This window comes from Phyllobacterium brassicacearum, assembly GCF_003010955.1.
Taxonomy (GTDB): domain Bacteria; phylum Pseudomonadota; class Alphaproteobacteria; order Rhizobiales; family Rhizobiaceae; genus Phyllobacterium; species Phyllobacterium brassicacearum.
In genome coordinates, this window is record NZ_PGGO01000005.1 from 54,304 (window position 1) to 70,416 (window position 16,113).

The 16,113-nt window shown below is 56.0% G+C and carries 14 protein-coding genes and 1 pseudogene; 10 read left to right on the plus strand and 5 right to left on the minus strand.

Going from position 1 to position 16,113, the window contains the following annotated elements; translation table 11 throughout:
- Positions 1-11 precede the first annotated feature (11 nt).
- Positions 12-1,001 (minus strand): arginase, encoded by a 990-nt coding sequence (rocF, locus tag CU102_RS07850; RefSeq protein WP_106710779.1) that lies wholly within the window; start codon positions 999-1,001, stop codon positions 12-14.
- 168 nt (positions 1,002-1,169) lie between these two features.
- Here rocF and CU102_RS07855 point away from each other — a divergent pair, with 168 nt between their 5' ends.
- The 6 genes from CU102_RS07855 (at position 1,170) to CU102_RS07880 (ending at position 7,394) form a co-directional block, all read left to right on the plus strand.
- Positions 1,170-1,592 (plus strand): Lrp/AsnC family transcriptional regulator, encoded by a 423-nt coding sequence (locus CU102_RS07855; protein WP_106710561.1) that lies wholly within the window; start codon positions 1,170-1,172, stop codon positions 1,590-1,592.
- 178 nt (positions 1,593-1,770) lie between these two features.
- Entirely contained in the window at positions 1,771-3,174 is a 1,404-nt protein-coding gene (gene pabB, locus CU102_RS07860) for an aminodeoxychorismate synthase component I (protein ID WP_106710562.1), read from the plus strand.
- On the plus strand, positions 3,171-3,755 hold the full coding sequence (locus CU102_RS07865) for an anthranilate synthase component II (protein ID WP_106710563.1): 585 nt from the start codon (positions 3,171-3,173) through the stop codon (positions 3,753-3,755). The genes pabB and CU102_RS07865 overlap by 4 nt, the downstream gene beginning before the upstream one ends.
- Before the next feature lie 162 nt (positions 3,756-3,917).
- Positions 3,918-5,366: an aldehyde dehydrogenase family protein gene (locus tag CU102_RS07870; protein ID WP_106710564.1), complete on the plus strand. Its 1,449-nt coding sequence runs from the start codon at positions 3,918-3,920 to the stop codon at positions 5,364-5,366.
- 104 nt (positions 5,367-5,470) lie between these two features.
- Positions 5,471-6,883: a magnesium transporter gene (mgtE, locus tag CU102_RS07875; protein ID WP_106710565.1), complete on the plus strand. Its 1,413-nt coding sequence runs from the start codon at positions 5,471-5,473 to the stop codon at positions 6,881-6,883.
- 124 nt (positions 6,884-7,007) lie between these two features.
- Positions 7,008-7,394 carry a MerR family transcriptional regulator gene (locus CU102_RS07880; protein ID WP_099998926.1) on the plus strand — a complete coding sequence of 129 codons (387 nt, stop codon included), beginning with the start codon at positions 7,008-7,010 and terminating at the stop codon, positions 7,392-7,394.
- A 3-nt stretch (positions 7,395-7,397) separates the two neighbouring features.
- Here the strand turns inward: CU102_RS07880 and CU102_RS07885 are convergent, their stop codons facing one another.
- On the minus strand, positions 7,398-8,369 hold the full coding sequence (locus CU102_RS07885) for an acetyltransferase domain-containing protein (protein WP_106710566.1): 972 nt from the start codon (positions 8,367-8,369) through the stop codon (positions 7,398-7,400).
- Positions 8,370-8,570: 201 nt separating this feature from the next.
- On the opposite strand from CU102_RS07885, the gene CU102_RS07890 reads away from it, so the two are divergent.
- Entirely contained in the window at positions 8,571-9,770 is a 1,200-nt protein-coding gene (locus CU102_RS07890; protein WP_106710567.1) for an MFS transporter, read from the plus strand.
- Here CU102_RS07890 and CU102_RS07895 read toward each other — a convergent pair.
- Entirely contained in the window at positions 9,765-10,484 is a 720-nt protein-coding gene (locus tag CU102_RS07895; RefSeq protein WP_106710568.1) for a DUF599 domain-containing protein, read from the minus strand. The two genes, CU102_RS07890 and CU102_RS07895, sit on opposite strands and share 6 nt — an antisense overlap.
- 214 nt (positions 10,485-10,698) lie before the next feature.
- Between CU102_RS07895 and CU102_RS07900 the strand changes: the two genes are divergently transcribed.
- The 3 genes and pseudogenes from CU102_RS07900 to CU102_RS07910 all read left to right on the plus strand — a co-directional run bounded on the left by CU102_RS07900 (position 10,699) and on the right by CU102_RS07910 (position 14,311).
- Positions 10,699-12,099 carry an L-serine ammonia-lyase gene (locus tag CU102_RS07900; RefSeq protein WP_106710569.1) on the plus strand — a complete coding sequence of 467 codons (1,401 nt, stop codon included), beginning with the start codon at positions 10,699-10,701 and terminating at the stop codon, positions 12,097-12,099.
- A 155-nt stretch (positions 12,100-12,254) separates the two neighbouring features.
- Positions 12,255-13,724, plus strand: a pseudogene (locus CU102_RS07905) (nucleobase:cation symporter-2 family protein); the annotation flags it as partial.
- A 149-nt stretch (positions 13,725-13,873) separates the two neighbouring features.
- Positions 13,874-14,311, plus strand: a complete 438-nt coding sequence (locus tag CU102_RS07910; RefSeq protein WP_106710571.1) for a DUF1489 family protein — start codon at positions 13,874-13,876, stop codon at positions 14,309-14,311.
- Between the two features lie 4 nt (positions 14,312-14,315).
- Here the strand turns inward: CU102_RS07910 and CU102_RS07915 are convergent, their stop codons facing one another.
- Positions 14,316-14,585, minus strand: a complete 270-nt coding sequence (locus CU102_RS07915; protein WP_106710572.1) for a hypothetical protein — start codon at positions 14,583-14,585, stop codon at positions 14,316-14,318.
- 49 nt (positions 14,586-14,634) lie between these two features.
- Entirely contained in the window at positions 14,635-16,011 is a 1,377-nt protein-coding gene (locus tag CU102_RS07920) for a D-alanyl-D-alanine carboxypeptidase (protein ID WP_106710780.1), read from the minus strand.
- Positions 16,012-16,113 lie beyond the last annotated feature (102 nt).

The window sequence follows — 16,113 nt, forward strand, 5'->3', positions numbered from 1 at the left end:
TCCTACGAATTTCATACATTCAGAGCGGCTGCGCTCTGGTCTGCTTGGGTCGGCTTGTCGAAAATCTGCCGGCCAAAAATGCTTGCGACAAGATCAACGAGTATAAGCGCGCTCTTGCCGCGCTCGTCGAGAAATGGGTTGAGTTCGACCACATCAAGCGAACCAACCACGCCGGAATCATGCAGCATCTCCATGACGAGATGCGCTTCGCGATAGGTCGCGCCGCCCGGAACAGTGGTGCCAACGCCCGGCGCGAGCGAGGGGTCGATGAAATCAACATCGAAGCTGACGTGGAGGACACCGTTGGCCTTCTGCACCTGGTCTATGATGCCACGCATGAGCCTGGAGATTCCGAACTCGTCGATCTTGCGCATATCGATCACGTCGATGCCGCGTTCGCGCAAAAGCACACGCTCGGTCGAGTCGATCGAACGGATGCCGAAGAGGTGCAGATTTTCGGGCTTTACGAACCCCCTTGGCTCGTCGCCAAACACGCCCTCAAGTCCGGGTTCGCCGCACAGCAGCGCCGCCGACATGCCATGCATGTTGCCGGATGGCGAAGTAGCGGGAGTGTTGAAATCGGAGTGAGCGTCCAGCCATAGGACGAACAATTCGCGATTATGCTCTTTGCAATAGCGCGCAACGCCGCTGACCGATCCCATGGACAGGCTGTGGTCGCCACCGAGGATGACAGGAAAGCTGCCGTTCTTCATCGCGTCATAGGTCTCGTTGCTCAACATGCGCGACCAGGCCGCTATTTTTTCAATGTGATGTGCAAGACCGGCGACCGGAGGGACGACAGGCAAATCCTTTGGCAGGCACAGATCACCACGATCTTCGATCGGGTGGCCGAGTTCTTCTAGAGTCCGGATGAGGCCAGCAGTACGCAGCGCTGCGGGACCCATCAGTGCGCCGAGCCGTCCGGCGCCTTCCTCGATCGGGGCACCAATAATTGTCAGCTTTTGCTTGGGTAGATCTTCGAAATTGCCTTGCATGTTCATCAACAACCGCCATTTTCCGCGTTTGAATGGTCCAGGATATGAAAACAGAATATCACGTTTCGACCGCAATATTGGCACTTCGGCGCGGTGACAAAAAGACAGCATCCTGATAGAAATGCGCATATTAATGCGCATTTTGCTCAATCAATTTGGCCAGATTGGAAGAAGATGGATGATGTAGACCGCAAATTGCTGTCTTTGCTGCGGGATGATTGCCGCATGCCGGTTTCTTCCATGGCAACGATTCTGGGTATTTCGCGCGCAACGGTGCGCACGCGTATCGACAAGCTGACCACAAACGGCACGATCCAGAGTTTCACTGTCAACTTGAAGGCGGGTGCGGGTATTTATGGTGTCCGGGCCGTTGCCATGATCGAGGTGGCGGGGCAGGCAGCAGAAAAGGTCGTTCGCCGATTGCAAGGGTTTCCGGAAGTCCGGGCTCTGCACACGACGAACGGGCGCTGGGATATCGTCGCCGAAATCGAAGTCGAGACCCTGGAGGCTTTCGACCGGACGTTGCGCGACATTCGCCATATTGACGGAATCACCTCGACGGAGACAAGTATTCTCCTATCGACGCGCAAAAGCTAGGGTATCCTGATATTCACGCCAAGACGGCCTGCAAATGGCACTTTTCTGCGATCCGGTGCTCATGAACCGAAATGTTCACTGCGCTCCGGTTCTCGAAAATCACCATTTTCGGCTCGCCCTGACGCGAATCTCAATATACCCGACCCCAGTAACGGCGGGTGGTTGAAGGAGGAGTGGTTTGCACATTCGTGAGATTCCATGGCTGGAGCCTGTCGAAGCCGCCGAGCGATTGCGGGCTCTCGGGGGACTGAGCTTTCTCGACAGTGCCATGCGTCACGACACCCTTGGACGCTACTCCTATGTGGCGGGCGATCCGTTCGGTAAACTCGTCGTGGAAAAGGGCGCGGCGCATTGGAATGGTGCTGCCCTTGACCGGCATCCGCTCGAGGCAATCTCGCACTATCTCGATCTATACCGGCTCGATGATCAGCCCGGTCTTCCGCCGTTTCAAGGCGGCGCAATCGGCTATTTTTCCTATGAATTCGGGCGATTGCTGGAGCGGTTGCCGCAGCCGGAAGCGCCGGCGCAAGGGGCGATGCCGGATGCCGCCTGGTATTTCTACGATGTGGTGCTGGCGTTCGATCATCAGGCCGAAAAAGTCTGGCTTTTGTCATCTGGATTACCGGAAGCGGACGAGGCTGCCCGGGGAAGGAAATGTCTCGAGCGTTCCGAATTGTTTCTGCGGCTTCTACGAGAGGAACCAAAACAGGAAACTTCGAAAGTCGAGCAGCAGAGGATTGCGCGTGCGTCCTGGCAATCGAATTTCGAGCGTGACGCGTATATGCAGTCCGTTGCCAGAGTGGTGGAATATATCCTCGATGGCGATATCTTCCAGGCCAACATCGCGCAGCGCTTTATCGCCGATCTGCCGGACGGCTTTGCACAATGGCAGTTCTACAAAGCACTGCGCCGGCGTAATGCCGCGACTTTTGCCGCCTACCTGGATCACGACGATATCGTAATTGCGTCGAGCTCGCCGGAGCGATTTGTTGCAGTAAATGGCGATCAGGTCGAGACGCGACCGATCAAGGGTACGATGCCGCGGTCGTCAGATCCCAACAGAGACAAAGAGTTGGCAGAAATACTTCTCAAATCGGAAAAGGATCGGGCCGAAAACCTGATGATCGTCGACCTGATGCGAAACGACCTCTCCAGAGTGTGCCGGCCGCATTCCGTGCTGACACCTGTGCTGTGCGGGCTCGAATCTTATGCGAGCGTCCATCATCTGGTCTCGGTTGTCACCGGGCGGCTTGCGACAAGCAAATCCCTGATGGATTTGATCGGGGCAGCTTTTCCCGGTGGTTCGATCACCGGCGCACCCAAGCTCCGGGCCATGGAAATCATCACGGAAATAGAACGCGAAGCACGCGGAGTCTATTGCGGGTCCATCGGCTTCATCGGCTTCAACGGCAATTTCGACAGCAATATCGGCATTCGCACGGTATTGTTTCAGGGGGGTAAGGCCGTGTTCCAGGCAGGCGGTGGCATCACCGCCCTGTCGGACCCTGCAGCCGAGTATCAGGAAACACTCGACAAGGCAGCACGGATCTTCACCGTCTTTGATCAGGGCGACGCGCCATGATCGTGATCATCGACAACTACGATTCATTTGTCTTCACGGTTGCTCGCTATTTTGTGGAGCTCGGCGTTGAAACGCGAGTGGTACGCAACGATGCGATTTCAGCACTGGAGGTCGAGCGGCTGGGGGCCGAAGCAATCGTGCTGTCGCCCGGCCCCTGCGGACCACGCGAAGCGGGGCAATCCATGAACATCATCGAGTCATTGAGCGGGAAAATACCAATGCTTGGGATCTGTCTCGGCCATCAATGCATCGGCGAGGTTTTCGGTGGCCAAGTCGTTCGCGCGAAAGAGCCCATGCATGGCCGCTCATCGGCCATTGATCACGACGGCAGCGGGGTCTTCAAAGGTCTGCCGAGCCCGTTTCGGGCCGGGCGATATCATTCTTTGATTGTTGAATCGATCGAAGATAACAGCGATTTGAGGATAACCGCGCGCTCCGAAATTGGTGAAGTCATGGGCCTGGTACATGCGAGCCATCCAACCTATGGCGTACAGTTCCATCCGGAATCCGTTCTGACGGAGTATGGTCATGCGATGCTGGGGAATTTCCTTCGCCTGTCCCGGCAGTTCAACAGCCGCTGAAGTGTAATCCGCCACACTCCACGCCGCTATTTTCGCCTCTTTGTTCGATATTCCTGTTGGTTGTGCCGGTCATGATCGGTTACACCAACTGGTGAAAATGTGCTGCGCCAGCCCGCGCTCAAATCAGATGACATCCGCAAATCAACAAGCAGGAGACTGACCATGCTTCGCAAAACCGATTTCTATATCAACGGCAAGTGGATAGCTCCTGCGGTGGCAAAAGAGCTCGAAGTGATCAATCCAGCCGACGAGCAGGCATTTGCCGTGATCTCGCTTGGTTCGGCGGCCGATGTGGACAAGGCCGTTTCGGCTGCACGCAAGGCTTTCATCTCGTGGAGCATTACGAGCCGCGAAGAGCGATTGGCCTGGCTCGAGCGTCTGCTGGCCGTTTACGAAACGCGCATCGCCGATATGGCCACGGCAATCTCGTCGGAGATGGGTGCTCCAATCAAGATGGCGCTGGATGAGCAGGCGGCGTCGGGGACTGCGCATATCAAAGCATTCATTCGGACCCTCAAGAATTTCAAGTTCGAGCGCCCGCTGGACGAGCGCAACAAAACGACACGTATTGCCTATGAGCCGATCGGTGTCTGCGGGCTGATCACGCCATGGAACTGGCCGATGAACCAGGTGGTTTTGAAAGTCGTTCCGGCGATTGCGGCGGGCTGCACTGTCATTCTAAAGCCGTCAGAAATTGCGCCGATCTCTTCCGTCATCTTTGCTGAAATGGTCGATGCGTCCGGTCTGCCCGCCGGCGTTTTCAATCTGGTCAATGGCGATGGTCCGTCGGTCGGCGAGGCAATGTCGCGCCACCCCGGTATCGACATGATGTCTTTCACAGGCTCGACACGTGCCGGTGTTGCTGTCACCAAGGCGGCTGCTGAAACGGTCAAGCGCGTTTCGCTCGAGCTTGGCGGCAAGTCACCGAACATCGTGTTTGCGGACGCTGATTTGGAGGCCGCGATCACACGCGGCGTCTCGCATGTTTTCAATAACACCGGTCAGTCCTGCAACGCTCCGACACGCATGCTCGTCGAACGCTCGGTATACGACAAGGCAACGGAAATTGCTGCTGCGGCGGCAAAGGCCACGAAGGTGGGCGATCCATCGCAGGATGGCGATCATATGGGGCCGCTCGTCTCGGAAATGCAGTTCAACAAGGTGCAGGGCCTGATCGAGCAGGGCATCAAGGAAGGCGCTCGGCTGATCGCCGGCGGGGCGGGACGCCCGGAAGGCTTCAACCGCGGCTATTACGTCCGTCCCACGGTCTTCGCAGATGTCAACAATGACATGACGATCGCACGCGAAGAGATTTTTGGACCCGTCCTCGCGATGATCCCGTTTGATACGGAAGAGGAAGCTGTCGAGATCGCCAATGACACGCCTTATGGCCTTGCAGCCTATATCCAGTCCGGTGACAGCGAGCGAATCAGGCGCGTGTCAAAACAGCTGCGCGCTGGCATGGTCCGGATCAATGGTGCGTCGCATGCGGCCGATGCTCCGTTTGGTGGCTACAAGCAATCTGGGATTGGCCGGGAGGGCGGTCATTGGGGGTTGGAGGACTTCCTTGAAGTGAAAGCCATCAGCGGTTGGGAAGACAGCGCTGCCTGAACTGCCTAAAAACGAAAGCAAAGGATGTCGCTGGTTCCATTTCGTCATCCTTTGCTCTAACTGACAATACGTAACGGTTTGTCAGGAAGGCGGGTGCGGACAGAATGGACGAGACAGAAAGGTTACAGGAATCCGCGTCTGACGAGCAGGATGCCGACATCTATGGTGAAGACGGGGCCGTCCGGACATCTTATCTAGCACGCGTCGGCGCTGCCATTGCGGATCGAGATGTTCTCTATCTGCGATCCCATGTCGGCAAGCTGCATCAGTCGGAGCTTGGTCACGTTCTTGAGGCGCTGCATTCCGACCAGCGCGCCGCACTCGTAGAACTCCTGGGCGACGAATTCGATTTTGCCTCGCTGACTGAGGTTGACGAGGCCGTTCGCCTCGAAATCGTTGACGCAATGCCCAACGAGCAAATCGCGGAGGCAGTGCAGGAACTCGATTCCGACGACGCGGTCTATATTCTTGAAGATCTCGACCAGGAAGACCGCGACGAAATCCTGGCGCAGCTACCCTTTACCGAACGCGTTCGGTTGCGTCGGTCCCTGGGCTACCCAGAAGAGACCGCCGGACGCCGCATGCAGACGGAATTCGTGGCGGTTCCGCCATTCTGGACTGTCGGGCAAACGATCGATTACATGCGTGACAACGACGATCTGCCGGAGTCGTTCTCTCAGATTTTTGTCATAGACCCGATGTTTCGGCTCCTGGGAGCTATCGATCTTGATCGCATCCTTCGCACAAGGCGGGATAAGAAGATCGAGGAGATCATGCATGAGACTCGTCATGCGATCCCAGCCACCATGGACCAGGAAGAAGCAGCGCAGATCTTTGAACAGTATGACCTGCTGTCGGCGGCCGTCGTCGACGAGAATGAACGTCTCGTTGGTGTCCTCACCATTGAAAACATCGTCGACGTCATCCAGGAAGAGGCCGAGGAAGACATCATGCGTCTCGGCGGTGTTGGTGATGAAGAACTCTCGGATTCAGTTCTGTCCACGTCGCGCTCGCGTACACCTTGGCTCGTCATAAACCTGTTCACGGCATTCCTGTCCGCGTCCGTGATCGGAATTTTCGACGGAACCATTCAGCAGATGGTCGCCTTGGCCGTGTTGATGCCCATCGTTGCTTCCATGGGTGGTAACGCGGGAACGCAAACGATGACGGTTACCGTGCGAGCGCTCGCCACGCGGGACATGGATATCTACAATGCGGGTCGCATCATCCGGCGCGAAGCATCGGTTGGCCTGATCAATGGCGTAATCTTTGCGATCATGATTGGCACGGTTGCTGGCCTATGGTTTGAGAACAGCAACATTGGCGGGATTATAGCCGCCGCCATGATCATCAACATGCTCGCGGCCGCACTGGGCGGAATACTGATTCCCTTATTGCTGCACCGTTTTGGTGCGGATCCTGCCATAGCGTCAGCGGTATTCGTAACAACAGTGACGGACGTTGTCGGATTTTCGTCGTTTCTGGGGCTCGCAACCTGGTGGTTTGGCTTTAAGTAACAACATCTTATTGAAGCGGTGAACTGAAGTTCACAACCCCATACAATCGTGCAATTGACTTTTACGTAATTGCGTGGGCAAAACATTCAATCGATATAATGTGGGATTTAAAGCAGTGTCTGTTATGCGCGAATATTATTCAATCACCGAACTGACGCGGGAGTTTGGCGTATCGACGCGCACATTGCGGTTCTACGAGGATGAGGGTCTGATCCACCCTGTGCGCCGGGGCCGCACGCGCCTGTTCCGGCCCTCTGACCGCCATTTGTTGAAGCAGATCCTGCGCGGCAAACGTCTCGGTTTCTCAATCGCCGAAATCCATGAAATCGTCCAGATGTACAACGAACCGCCGGGTGAAATGGGGCAACTGCATCTGCTGATGAAGCGCGTCGAAGAGAAGCGTGCGGATTTGCGCCAGAAACGCAGGGACATCGAAGAAACCTTGACAGAACTTGATCAGGTGGAGGAAGCCTGCATCGAACGTCTGGCTGAGCTCGGCGTCAACACATAGACCCTATTGCGGCATATTTTCCTGCGTGCAGATACCAGCGATTTCCTGCATTTGGGGATCATTCTGGTCGCGTTGTCCTGCGAAGACCTCGTCGAAAATGCCCAGAGCTTCGGTCTGACCGATCACGCAGTCGCAGAATTTTTGGCAAAACGCCCTGTCGTTGTCATTCTGGCAACTCTGGACGCAGGCCTGGCCAAAGACCTCACGGGGCGTTGCAACCGCGGGCGGAAAAAGCTGTGAAATCAGGAAGACACAGCTGATCAGAACCGGTTGGTGAACAAGGTAAAAGGCGAGGCTGTGTCGTCCGATAAATCGCAACGATCGATCGAGCCACGCGGGCACAATGTTACCGGCGAGCAGCCTCAGTATATCGTACTGCTGCATGATCTTGGCGATTGTCATGCCAGCCAGCACGGCACCAAACCATGGGAAGATGGGCACATAATCGTTTGATCGGACGATGATTTCCGACAGCCCGAGCGGCCAGAAGATTGGCGCGTCGAATGTCGACGAGATCAGGAAGTGCGGTGCGGCGATCACTGCAGCAGCGACAATGGCGGTAACCCATGCCGGCAGTCTCAGGAACAGCAAACCCAAGACGCTTGCCACGGCGATTTCGTGAAGAATGCCAAAAAAGACAAAGCTTTCTGGCGTGAAATACCAAGTTGCAAGGGTGATCGCGAGTGCCGCAGCCACGATCTGTGCAAGTCGAATGCCAAACGGTCGCCAGCGGATGTGGCGCCCGTGCGCCAAGACGAGGCTGAAGCCGACCAGGGCCAGAAAAGTCGACGCGATGATGCGAGCGTAGATTCTCCAGCCACCGTGCCCCGTGGTTCCCGATTCCAGATAGCCGAAGAACTCGAAATCCCAGCCCGTGTGATAGGTCGCCATCGCGATGAGCGCGATCCCACGCAGCACATCCAGTTTGCCAAGGCGGGTTTTTGGAGGAGGGTTCAAAATCTCGGCTTGGCTCATGGGCAGAATCTCGATCGCTGCGGGTGTGGCGGCAGGCTAGGAGAGTTGACCTCTAAAATCCATGCGCTGCGAGGAAGATTTCGTCCATGTTTCAAGGGTTTCTATGAAACAGACATATTATGTCGCTTGATTGACTGCTATCGATGACTCCGCGTCTGAAACTCTCCGTGACGCTCGAATCATGCCCCCGAAGTCAATCAAGTGATCAATCAGGTACGCCATCCTATCTGGATTACCACGGCCAAGCGTCCGACTGCTCGGGTGTTTGCAATCCTGTTTGGCATCGAATCGATGGCGCGTGCGATCATCACGAGTGTCGTGCCGATCCAGACCTATGATCTTCTGCAGAGCGAACGTAGTGTCAGTATTCTCTACACGTGCATGTCCATGCTCGGGTTGATCTCCACGCTGTCGATCCCGCTCCTGATCGTCCGCATCCCGCGCAGGTGGGTGTATACGGCGGGCGTCGCGTCGTTGATATTTGGTTGTTGCGCCTTTGCGCTGGATACACTTCCCGGCCAGGCCGCAGGGTTGTTCCTGCGGACTTTTGGTGCAGGGACGCTGTCGATTACGCTCAGCCTCTACATCATGGATCACATTAAGAAGGGTGAATTGGTCCGCGCTGAATCCGTACGGATGGCCACAGCCACCCTTGCATGGACAGGCGGGCCATTTCTTGGGGTTTTCCTTTATACGCGCGTCGGAATGATCGCGCCGTTTCTGCTGTCCATCGGCTTCTCACTCCTGCTGCTGACACTGTTCTGGTATTTTCGGCTCAGCGACAATCCAGCACTGCAGAAGGGACCGAGCCGGCCAGCCAACCCGATTGCCAATGTGCGTCGTTTCGTTGTGCAGCCCAGGCTTCGGTTGGCGTGGCTGATCGCGTTTTCGCGCTCCTGTTACTGGAGCACGTTCTTTGTGTACGGTCCGATCCTGATGGTGGCGACAGGGCAGGGAACTCTTGCAGGCGGCCTTCTGGTGTCACTCGGCAATCTGTTCCTCCTGGGCTCCATACTTTGGGGTAAAGTGGGCATGGCCAAGGGGTTGACGCGCACGATATCCGGCGTATTCGTGCTGCTTGCCGCGGCTCTGATCGGCGCAGGCCTCGCTGGTGAAGCATTTCCAATGCTTGCAGCGGTAATGCTGTTGTTTGGTGCTTTCTTCTGCGTCGCAATCGACACGCTCGGATCGGCAACATTCATACGTGCCGTTCACCCACACGAACGGGCACAAATGACCGCCGTATACAGAACTTACCTCGATTTCTCCGAAATATTGCCGGCCTTCTTCTATTCGATCATTCTGACGTTTTTCCAGCTCGGCGCGATCTTCATCGCACTCGCAAGCTTGATGGTCTTTACCGCGGTCGTCGTGTGGCGGTATTTGCCTCGCGGTCTATAGGTCGGCGTTCACGCTGTTCTGCATCAGCACATCGCGAGCCGTGGAGAAGAATTGCCGGCGCAACAGAACGATCGCAACCAGAGTGGTTGTAATCATGAACACTACCGGGTGCAGGAACCAGCCGAGATAACCAATGGAAAAGAAAATACCGCGCAGGCCGCTGTTGAAATGCTGGCCAGCCTGAATGTTGATGCCAGCCGCCCGATTGATGCTGGCCCTGACCAAGGGATCTTCCGGACCTCTGTCGCGCGCCATGGGCACGCCGCCAATGAGAATCGAGCAATAGTTGAACAGCCGGTACGACCACGCGAATTTGAAGAAGGCATAGGCAAAGAGCACGAGCAGTCCGAGGATTTTGGTTTCGAACAATTGTTGAGTAGTCTCACCGAGCAATGGCAGATCGTGAAAAAGCGTGAGAACGCGGCCAGACGAATTCAGCAGACCAAAGCATCCACCAATCGCCAGAATCGATGTCGACGCAAAAAAGCCGGTGCCCTGCTGTAGGCCGATCATGATGCTGGTGTCGATCATCCGAAGTTCGCGAGTAGACATCGTCGCCATCCACTGGCGCCGGGCCTCATTCATCTCGTAGGTGAGTGATTTTCTACCGGCAAAGCCGTTCGCTGTGGTGTGGGAATAGAGCATCCAGATGATGAAGAAATAAGCGAGAGCCAACGCGTCGAGCCAATAGGATGAGGTTGGGACAGGTTCCATTTCTTCTCTCAATCAGACGCCAATTTCGATTATGAATGTACGTGAATTCGTACGGTTCGCAAATCACGTCAACGGCCATTGAAACACGTTTTCTTTTGACTTTTGTTCTAGCAGTCCTATGTCGTAGAAACGCAAGGCTAAGTCGGTGTCGGGCTGCGGCGATTGCCAGCGACGGGCCATTATAGATGCAAATTCGCCCAATTGAGGTAATCGGATGTTCCTGTCGGTTTTCGATCTTTATAAAATCGGCATTGGTCCTTCGAGTTCTCACACGATGGGCCCAATGACCGCAGGCGGCCAGTTCCTTGATGAACTCAAGAACGGCCAGTGGCCACGGCCCAGCGGCGTGAAGGTCGACAGGCTGCGTGTGCATCTGCACGGCTCGCTTGCTTTCACGGGCATTGGCCATGCAACGGACCGCGCTGTTATCCTTGGCCTCTGTGGCCTACTACCGGCGACCGTCGATCCAAACGAGATGGATGCATTGCTGGAGGCTGTCACGAAGAACAAGCGTCTTTCGCCTGAAGGTCATCCTTCCTACCGCTTCGATCCTGCAACTGATCTCATTATGGATAGGAGAACACCATTGCCTGGCCATGCCAATGGCATGGCGTTCGAAGCCTATGATGTCGACGATCGGCTGCTGTTGCGGCGCATTTTCTATTCCATCGGTGGCGGCTTCGTCGTGACGGAGGAGGAGCTGGAATCTGCGAAGACCCGCACGGCACCCAAGGCAGAAGCACCTGTGCCGTTTCCCTTCACCAATGCCGCCCAAATGCTGAACATGGCCAAGGCGAGCGGCCTCTCGATCGCCGAGATGAAGCGGCGCAATGAAGAAATGTTCGTGAGCCGCGATGAACTGAACACCGGGCTTGATCGTATCTGGTCCGCGATGCGTTCGTGTATCGATCGCGGCCTGGAACAGGAAGGGATCATGCCGGGCGGGCTCAAGGTCAAACGCCGGGCTCGGTACCTGCATGATCGGCTTCAGGAAGAGTGGCGGCAGAACCGCATCAACCCGTTGCTCGCCAATGATTGGTTATCGGTCTATGCCATGGCGGTCAACGAGGAGAACGCCGCCGGCGGGCGAGTCGTAACTGCACCTACCAATGGCGCAGCGGGCGTCGTCCCGGCAGTGTTGCGCTACTATCTGCATTTCCATGACGATGCGGATCAGGATGGCATTCGTGATTTTCTGCTGACGTCTGCGGCGATTGGTGGCGTCATCAAGCACAACGCTTCGATTTCCGGCGCGGAAGTCGGGTGCCAGGGCGAAGTCGGCTCCGCGTCGGCGATGGCCGCCGCGGGTCTTGCGGCGGTTCTCGGCGGAACACCCGAGCAGATCGAAAATGCCGCCGAAATCGCGCTTGAACACCATCTCGGCATGACGTGCGATCCGGTTGCGGGCTTGGTGCAGGTACCTTGTATCGAACGCAATGCGCTTGGCGCCGTGAAGGCAGTGACGGCCGCATCGCTGGCGGTCAAAGGTGATGGCACGCATTTCGTACCGCTTGATGCATGTATTGAAACCATGCGGCAAACGGGTGTCGACATGAACGAGCGCTACAAGGAAACCAGTCTTGGTGGTTTGGCGGTCAACGTGGTCGAGTGCTGAAAGCATTCGATATTTCTGCGCAAATACCGGCACGTAGACGAAAACAGTTTCAAGAAATCAAATACAGTCAAAGCCAAAAAAGCTGCCATAGTTTCGGTCCTGCCTGATCAGCAAAATCTGGTTGGGCTGCATAAAGGTATTGGGAGGACACTACCTTGGCATCTAATTCAATTGGGAATTCATCACAGCCACGACCAGAAGACAAAAATCTAGGCCTTGGAGCCAACCTGGCCTACGGCCTGCAGCATGTTCTGACGATGTATGGCGGGATTATCGCTGTCCCGCTCATTCTTGGCCAAGCCGCAGGCCTGTCGTCCAATGACATCGGCCTGTTGATTACCGCATCTCTCTTTGCTGGCGGTCTGGCCACAATACTCCAGACCGTGGGCCTGCCTTTCTTTGGCTGTCGCCTGCCTCTGGTTCAGGGTGTATCATTTTCCGGCGTCGCGACAATGGTTGCGATCGTTGGCAATGGAGGGATGGAGGCCGTATTGGGCGCCGTTATGGCTGCTTCGCTAATCGGCCTTTTGATCACACCGCTTTTCTCCAGAATTACCAAATTCTTCCCGCCCCTGGTTACCGGCATCGTGATCACCACCATCGGGCTTACCCTGATGCCTGTTGCAGCGCGTTGGGCGATGGGCGGAAACAGCAATGCCCCGGAATTTGGTAGCATGGCCAACATTGAGCTTGCGGCTCTGACGCTTGTTATCGTTTTGTTGTTGAGCAAAGTCGGGAGTGCATCGATCTCAAGGCTTTCAATTCTGCTGGCGATGATCATCGGAACCGCTATCGCTTACTGTCTCGGAATGACCGATTTTTCCAAAGTTAGTGAAGGCCCGTTTCTGGCATTTCCGACTGTGTTCCATTTTGGCTATCCGACGTTTCAGATCGCAGCCATCATTTCGATGTTCATCGTCATAATGGTCACTCTGGTGGAAACGTCAGCTGACATTCTTGCCGTGGGCGAGATTATCGAGACCAAGGTTGATTCAAGACGCCTTGGCGACGGGCTTCGTGCCGACATGCTTTCAAGTCTGATCGCACCGGTATTTGGCTCATTCACGCAAAGTGCCTTTGCACAGAACGTTGGCCTGGTCGCAGTAACGGGTGTCAAAAGCCGTTATGTCGTCGCAACCGGCGGTCTGTTTCTGGTGACGCTCGGATTGCTGCCTGTCATGGGAAGGGTGGTCGCTGCGGTTCCTGCATCGGTCCTGGGTGGCGCTGGCATCGTTCTGTTCGGAACGGTTGCGGCAAGTGGCATCCGCACGCTGTCGAAGGTGGATTATCGCAACAACATGAACCTGATCATCGTTGCTACCTCTATCGGTTTCGGCATGATCCCGATTGCGTCTCCCACCTTTTACGACCACTTCCCTACCTGGTTTGCCACCATTTTCCACTCCGGCATCAGTTCGGCTGCGATCATGGCAATTGCACTGAACCTTGTGTTCAACCACCTGACAGCGGGCAACTCTGATCAACAATCTGTCTTCGTGGCAGGTACTGAACGTACGTTGCGCTATCAGGACATCGCCTTGCTGCACGATGGGGATTATTTCCTCAATGGCAAACTATACGACAAGAATGGCATCGAGGTGCCGGTCGTTGCACCGGAATTGCATACCTCCACGGCACCGGTTCAGTCGAGAGCATCCGGGATTGCGGTCGCCGCCAGCCATCCCGGCTGAGGGGCTTCAAGGGATAACGCCGACTGTGGAGAATTGGCGGGTTGTGGTTGACGCCACAACCCGAAGGCGTAAATGGTTAAGCCATGGCTCTCCATCTGATAAAATTGTGCGTTGGCTGTGCGGCGATCGAGGATCTTGCCGCATGGATCGATTTCCGGCTCGAAGAGCGCCGAAGCGCTGGATTATCTCCTGAACAGTTCCATACGACCCGAATGGTGCCGAAACGGATCGAGGAACTGCTTGATGGCGGATCTCTTTACTGGGTTATCAAGGGCAATATCCAGTGCCGCCAGCGACTTACGGACATCAGGACCTTTACCGACGATCAGGGTATTTCGCGCTGTCACCTGGTTTTGGAGCCACGGATCATTCCGACTGAATGGCAGCCACGGCGGGCATTTCAGGGCTGGCGCTATTTGACCAGCGACGACGCGCCGATCGACGAGGGGCAGGGCAAGGCTGGTCGAGCCAAACTGCCACCGGAGTTGCGCAACGAATTGGCTTCGTTGGGGTTGCTCTAGATCCTCAGGAGATCCGTAGCCTGATCGCTCTCACCCCATTGCGGCTGTCAGATCTGATCCGCAAGCGAACGGGTGGCATGGCTGCGCGGCGCGTTCTTGCGGCCTGGCAGAGCAGGACATTCACAAGATCCATCGTCTTGAACGCAGCATTTCCATGGCGGAGATCAGCAAGCCGCAACGCGGCCTGCTGCAAAGCCTGAATGCCTCCAAAGATTGTCCTGGTTTCCTTGCCGGTCAGGCCGACAGGGTGATGTATTTCCGTAGTGATCGACATTCGCAAAACCCTCTACACTATACAATCTGGGTCTTTCGGATCATGTGCATTACGATTGCGGTGCAATCGCAAAGCAGTTGAAGTTCTGACGCTTGAGCGCAACGCATGCGTTGTTTGCTGCCTTGGCGGAAGCGATGCCTGCGAAACGGGCGCGATGATAGGTGGTCGAACCTTTCTGGAATTTTTCCGTATAGGGTGACAGCGAAGTGATGGGCCCCCCAACCTGGGCAGCAGCTTTGGACAACATTGCCTTGGCTTCTTCGGGACTGCCGACAGAGGCAATTTGCACCATCCAGCCGCCGGGCGGCGCTGATGCAGTTGTCACAGGATCGACTTCGGCCTCAGCCGTATCACCCTCGGCGACGTCGAATTTTGGCGAGGGTGTAGGAACTGCCAGAACCTGCGCTGCCGGTGAAGGCGCCGGTGCGGGTTCAGCGTATGCAGTGACAACGTCAGCTGTTTGCGGCACCACAGCCTCGCGTTGAACTGGGATGGGTGCGTCGTTGTTGTCCGGTAGTTCAAGCGCCGCCACGCTGACCTTGCTGTTCTTTCGTGACGCAATCAGATTGCCACCGTCACGCCGTGAAGCGGCCGGAAGATATTGTTCAATGAGCCTGGCCATTTGAGCGTCGCGTGCACCGCCGCTCGATCCGCCCATGACGACAGCTACCAGCTTCTTGCCATCCACACTGACCGAGCTCACGAGATTGAAACCGGAAGCACGAGTGTAACCCGTCTTGATACCGTCAACGCCGCGCACCTTGCCCAGCAGGCGGTTGTGGCCGACGATGCGACGACCGCGATAGCTGAAGCTGCGTGTCGAGAAATAATCATAGTACTGGGGGAAATGTTCGCGAAGCGCGATGCCGAGCAGCGCCAGATCACGTGCGGAGGACCGCTGCTGCGGATCCGGCAAACCGTTTGCATTGCGGAATGTCGTGTTGCGCATCCCGAGCTGGCGCGCCTTGTTGGTCATCATTACGGCAAAACGCTGTTCCGAACCGCCAAGATATTCGCCAATGGCGGTGGCGGAATCGTTGGCCGATTTGGTGATCAAGGACAAGATCGCGGCTTCAGCGCTGATCGACTGTCCAGGACGAAACCCGACCTTCGTCGGAGGCTGGCTGGCCGCATAGGCGGAGACCGGAATGGGCGTGGATTTTGAAACCTTACCCGCGGCCATGGCATCGAACAGCATGTACAGCGTCATCATTTTCGTCAGGGATGCCGGGTAACGCTGAGCGTCCGCGTTCGACGAATAGAGCGTCTTGCCGGTATTGGCATCCACCACGATCGCAGCGGCTTTTACGTTCGCCACTGCCTCGCTCGTACCCGAGAGGCTTATCCCCGAAACGATTGCCAGCGCAATGAATGCATGAGCCAATTTTTGTACGAGTTTAGAACCTTGGCGGGCTTGGTAATGCACAATCAACACCTGCTCGAATATGCGCGTAGAGTTTTTTTCTGACGTTCGTGATGCATCAGGACGAATGCAGGAACATTAGCCGCAACAGCGTTACCAAACCCT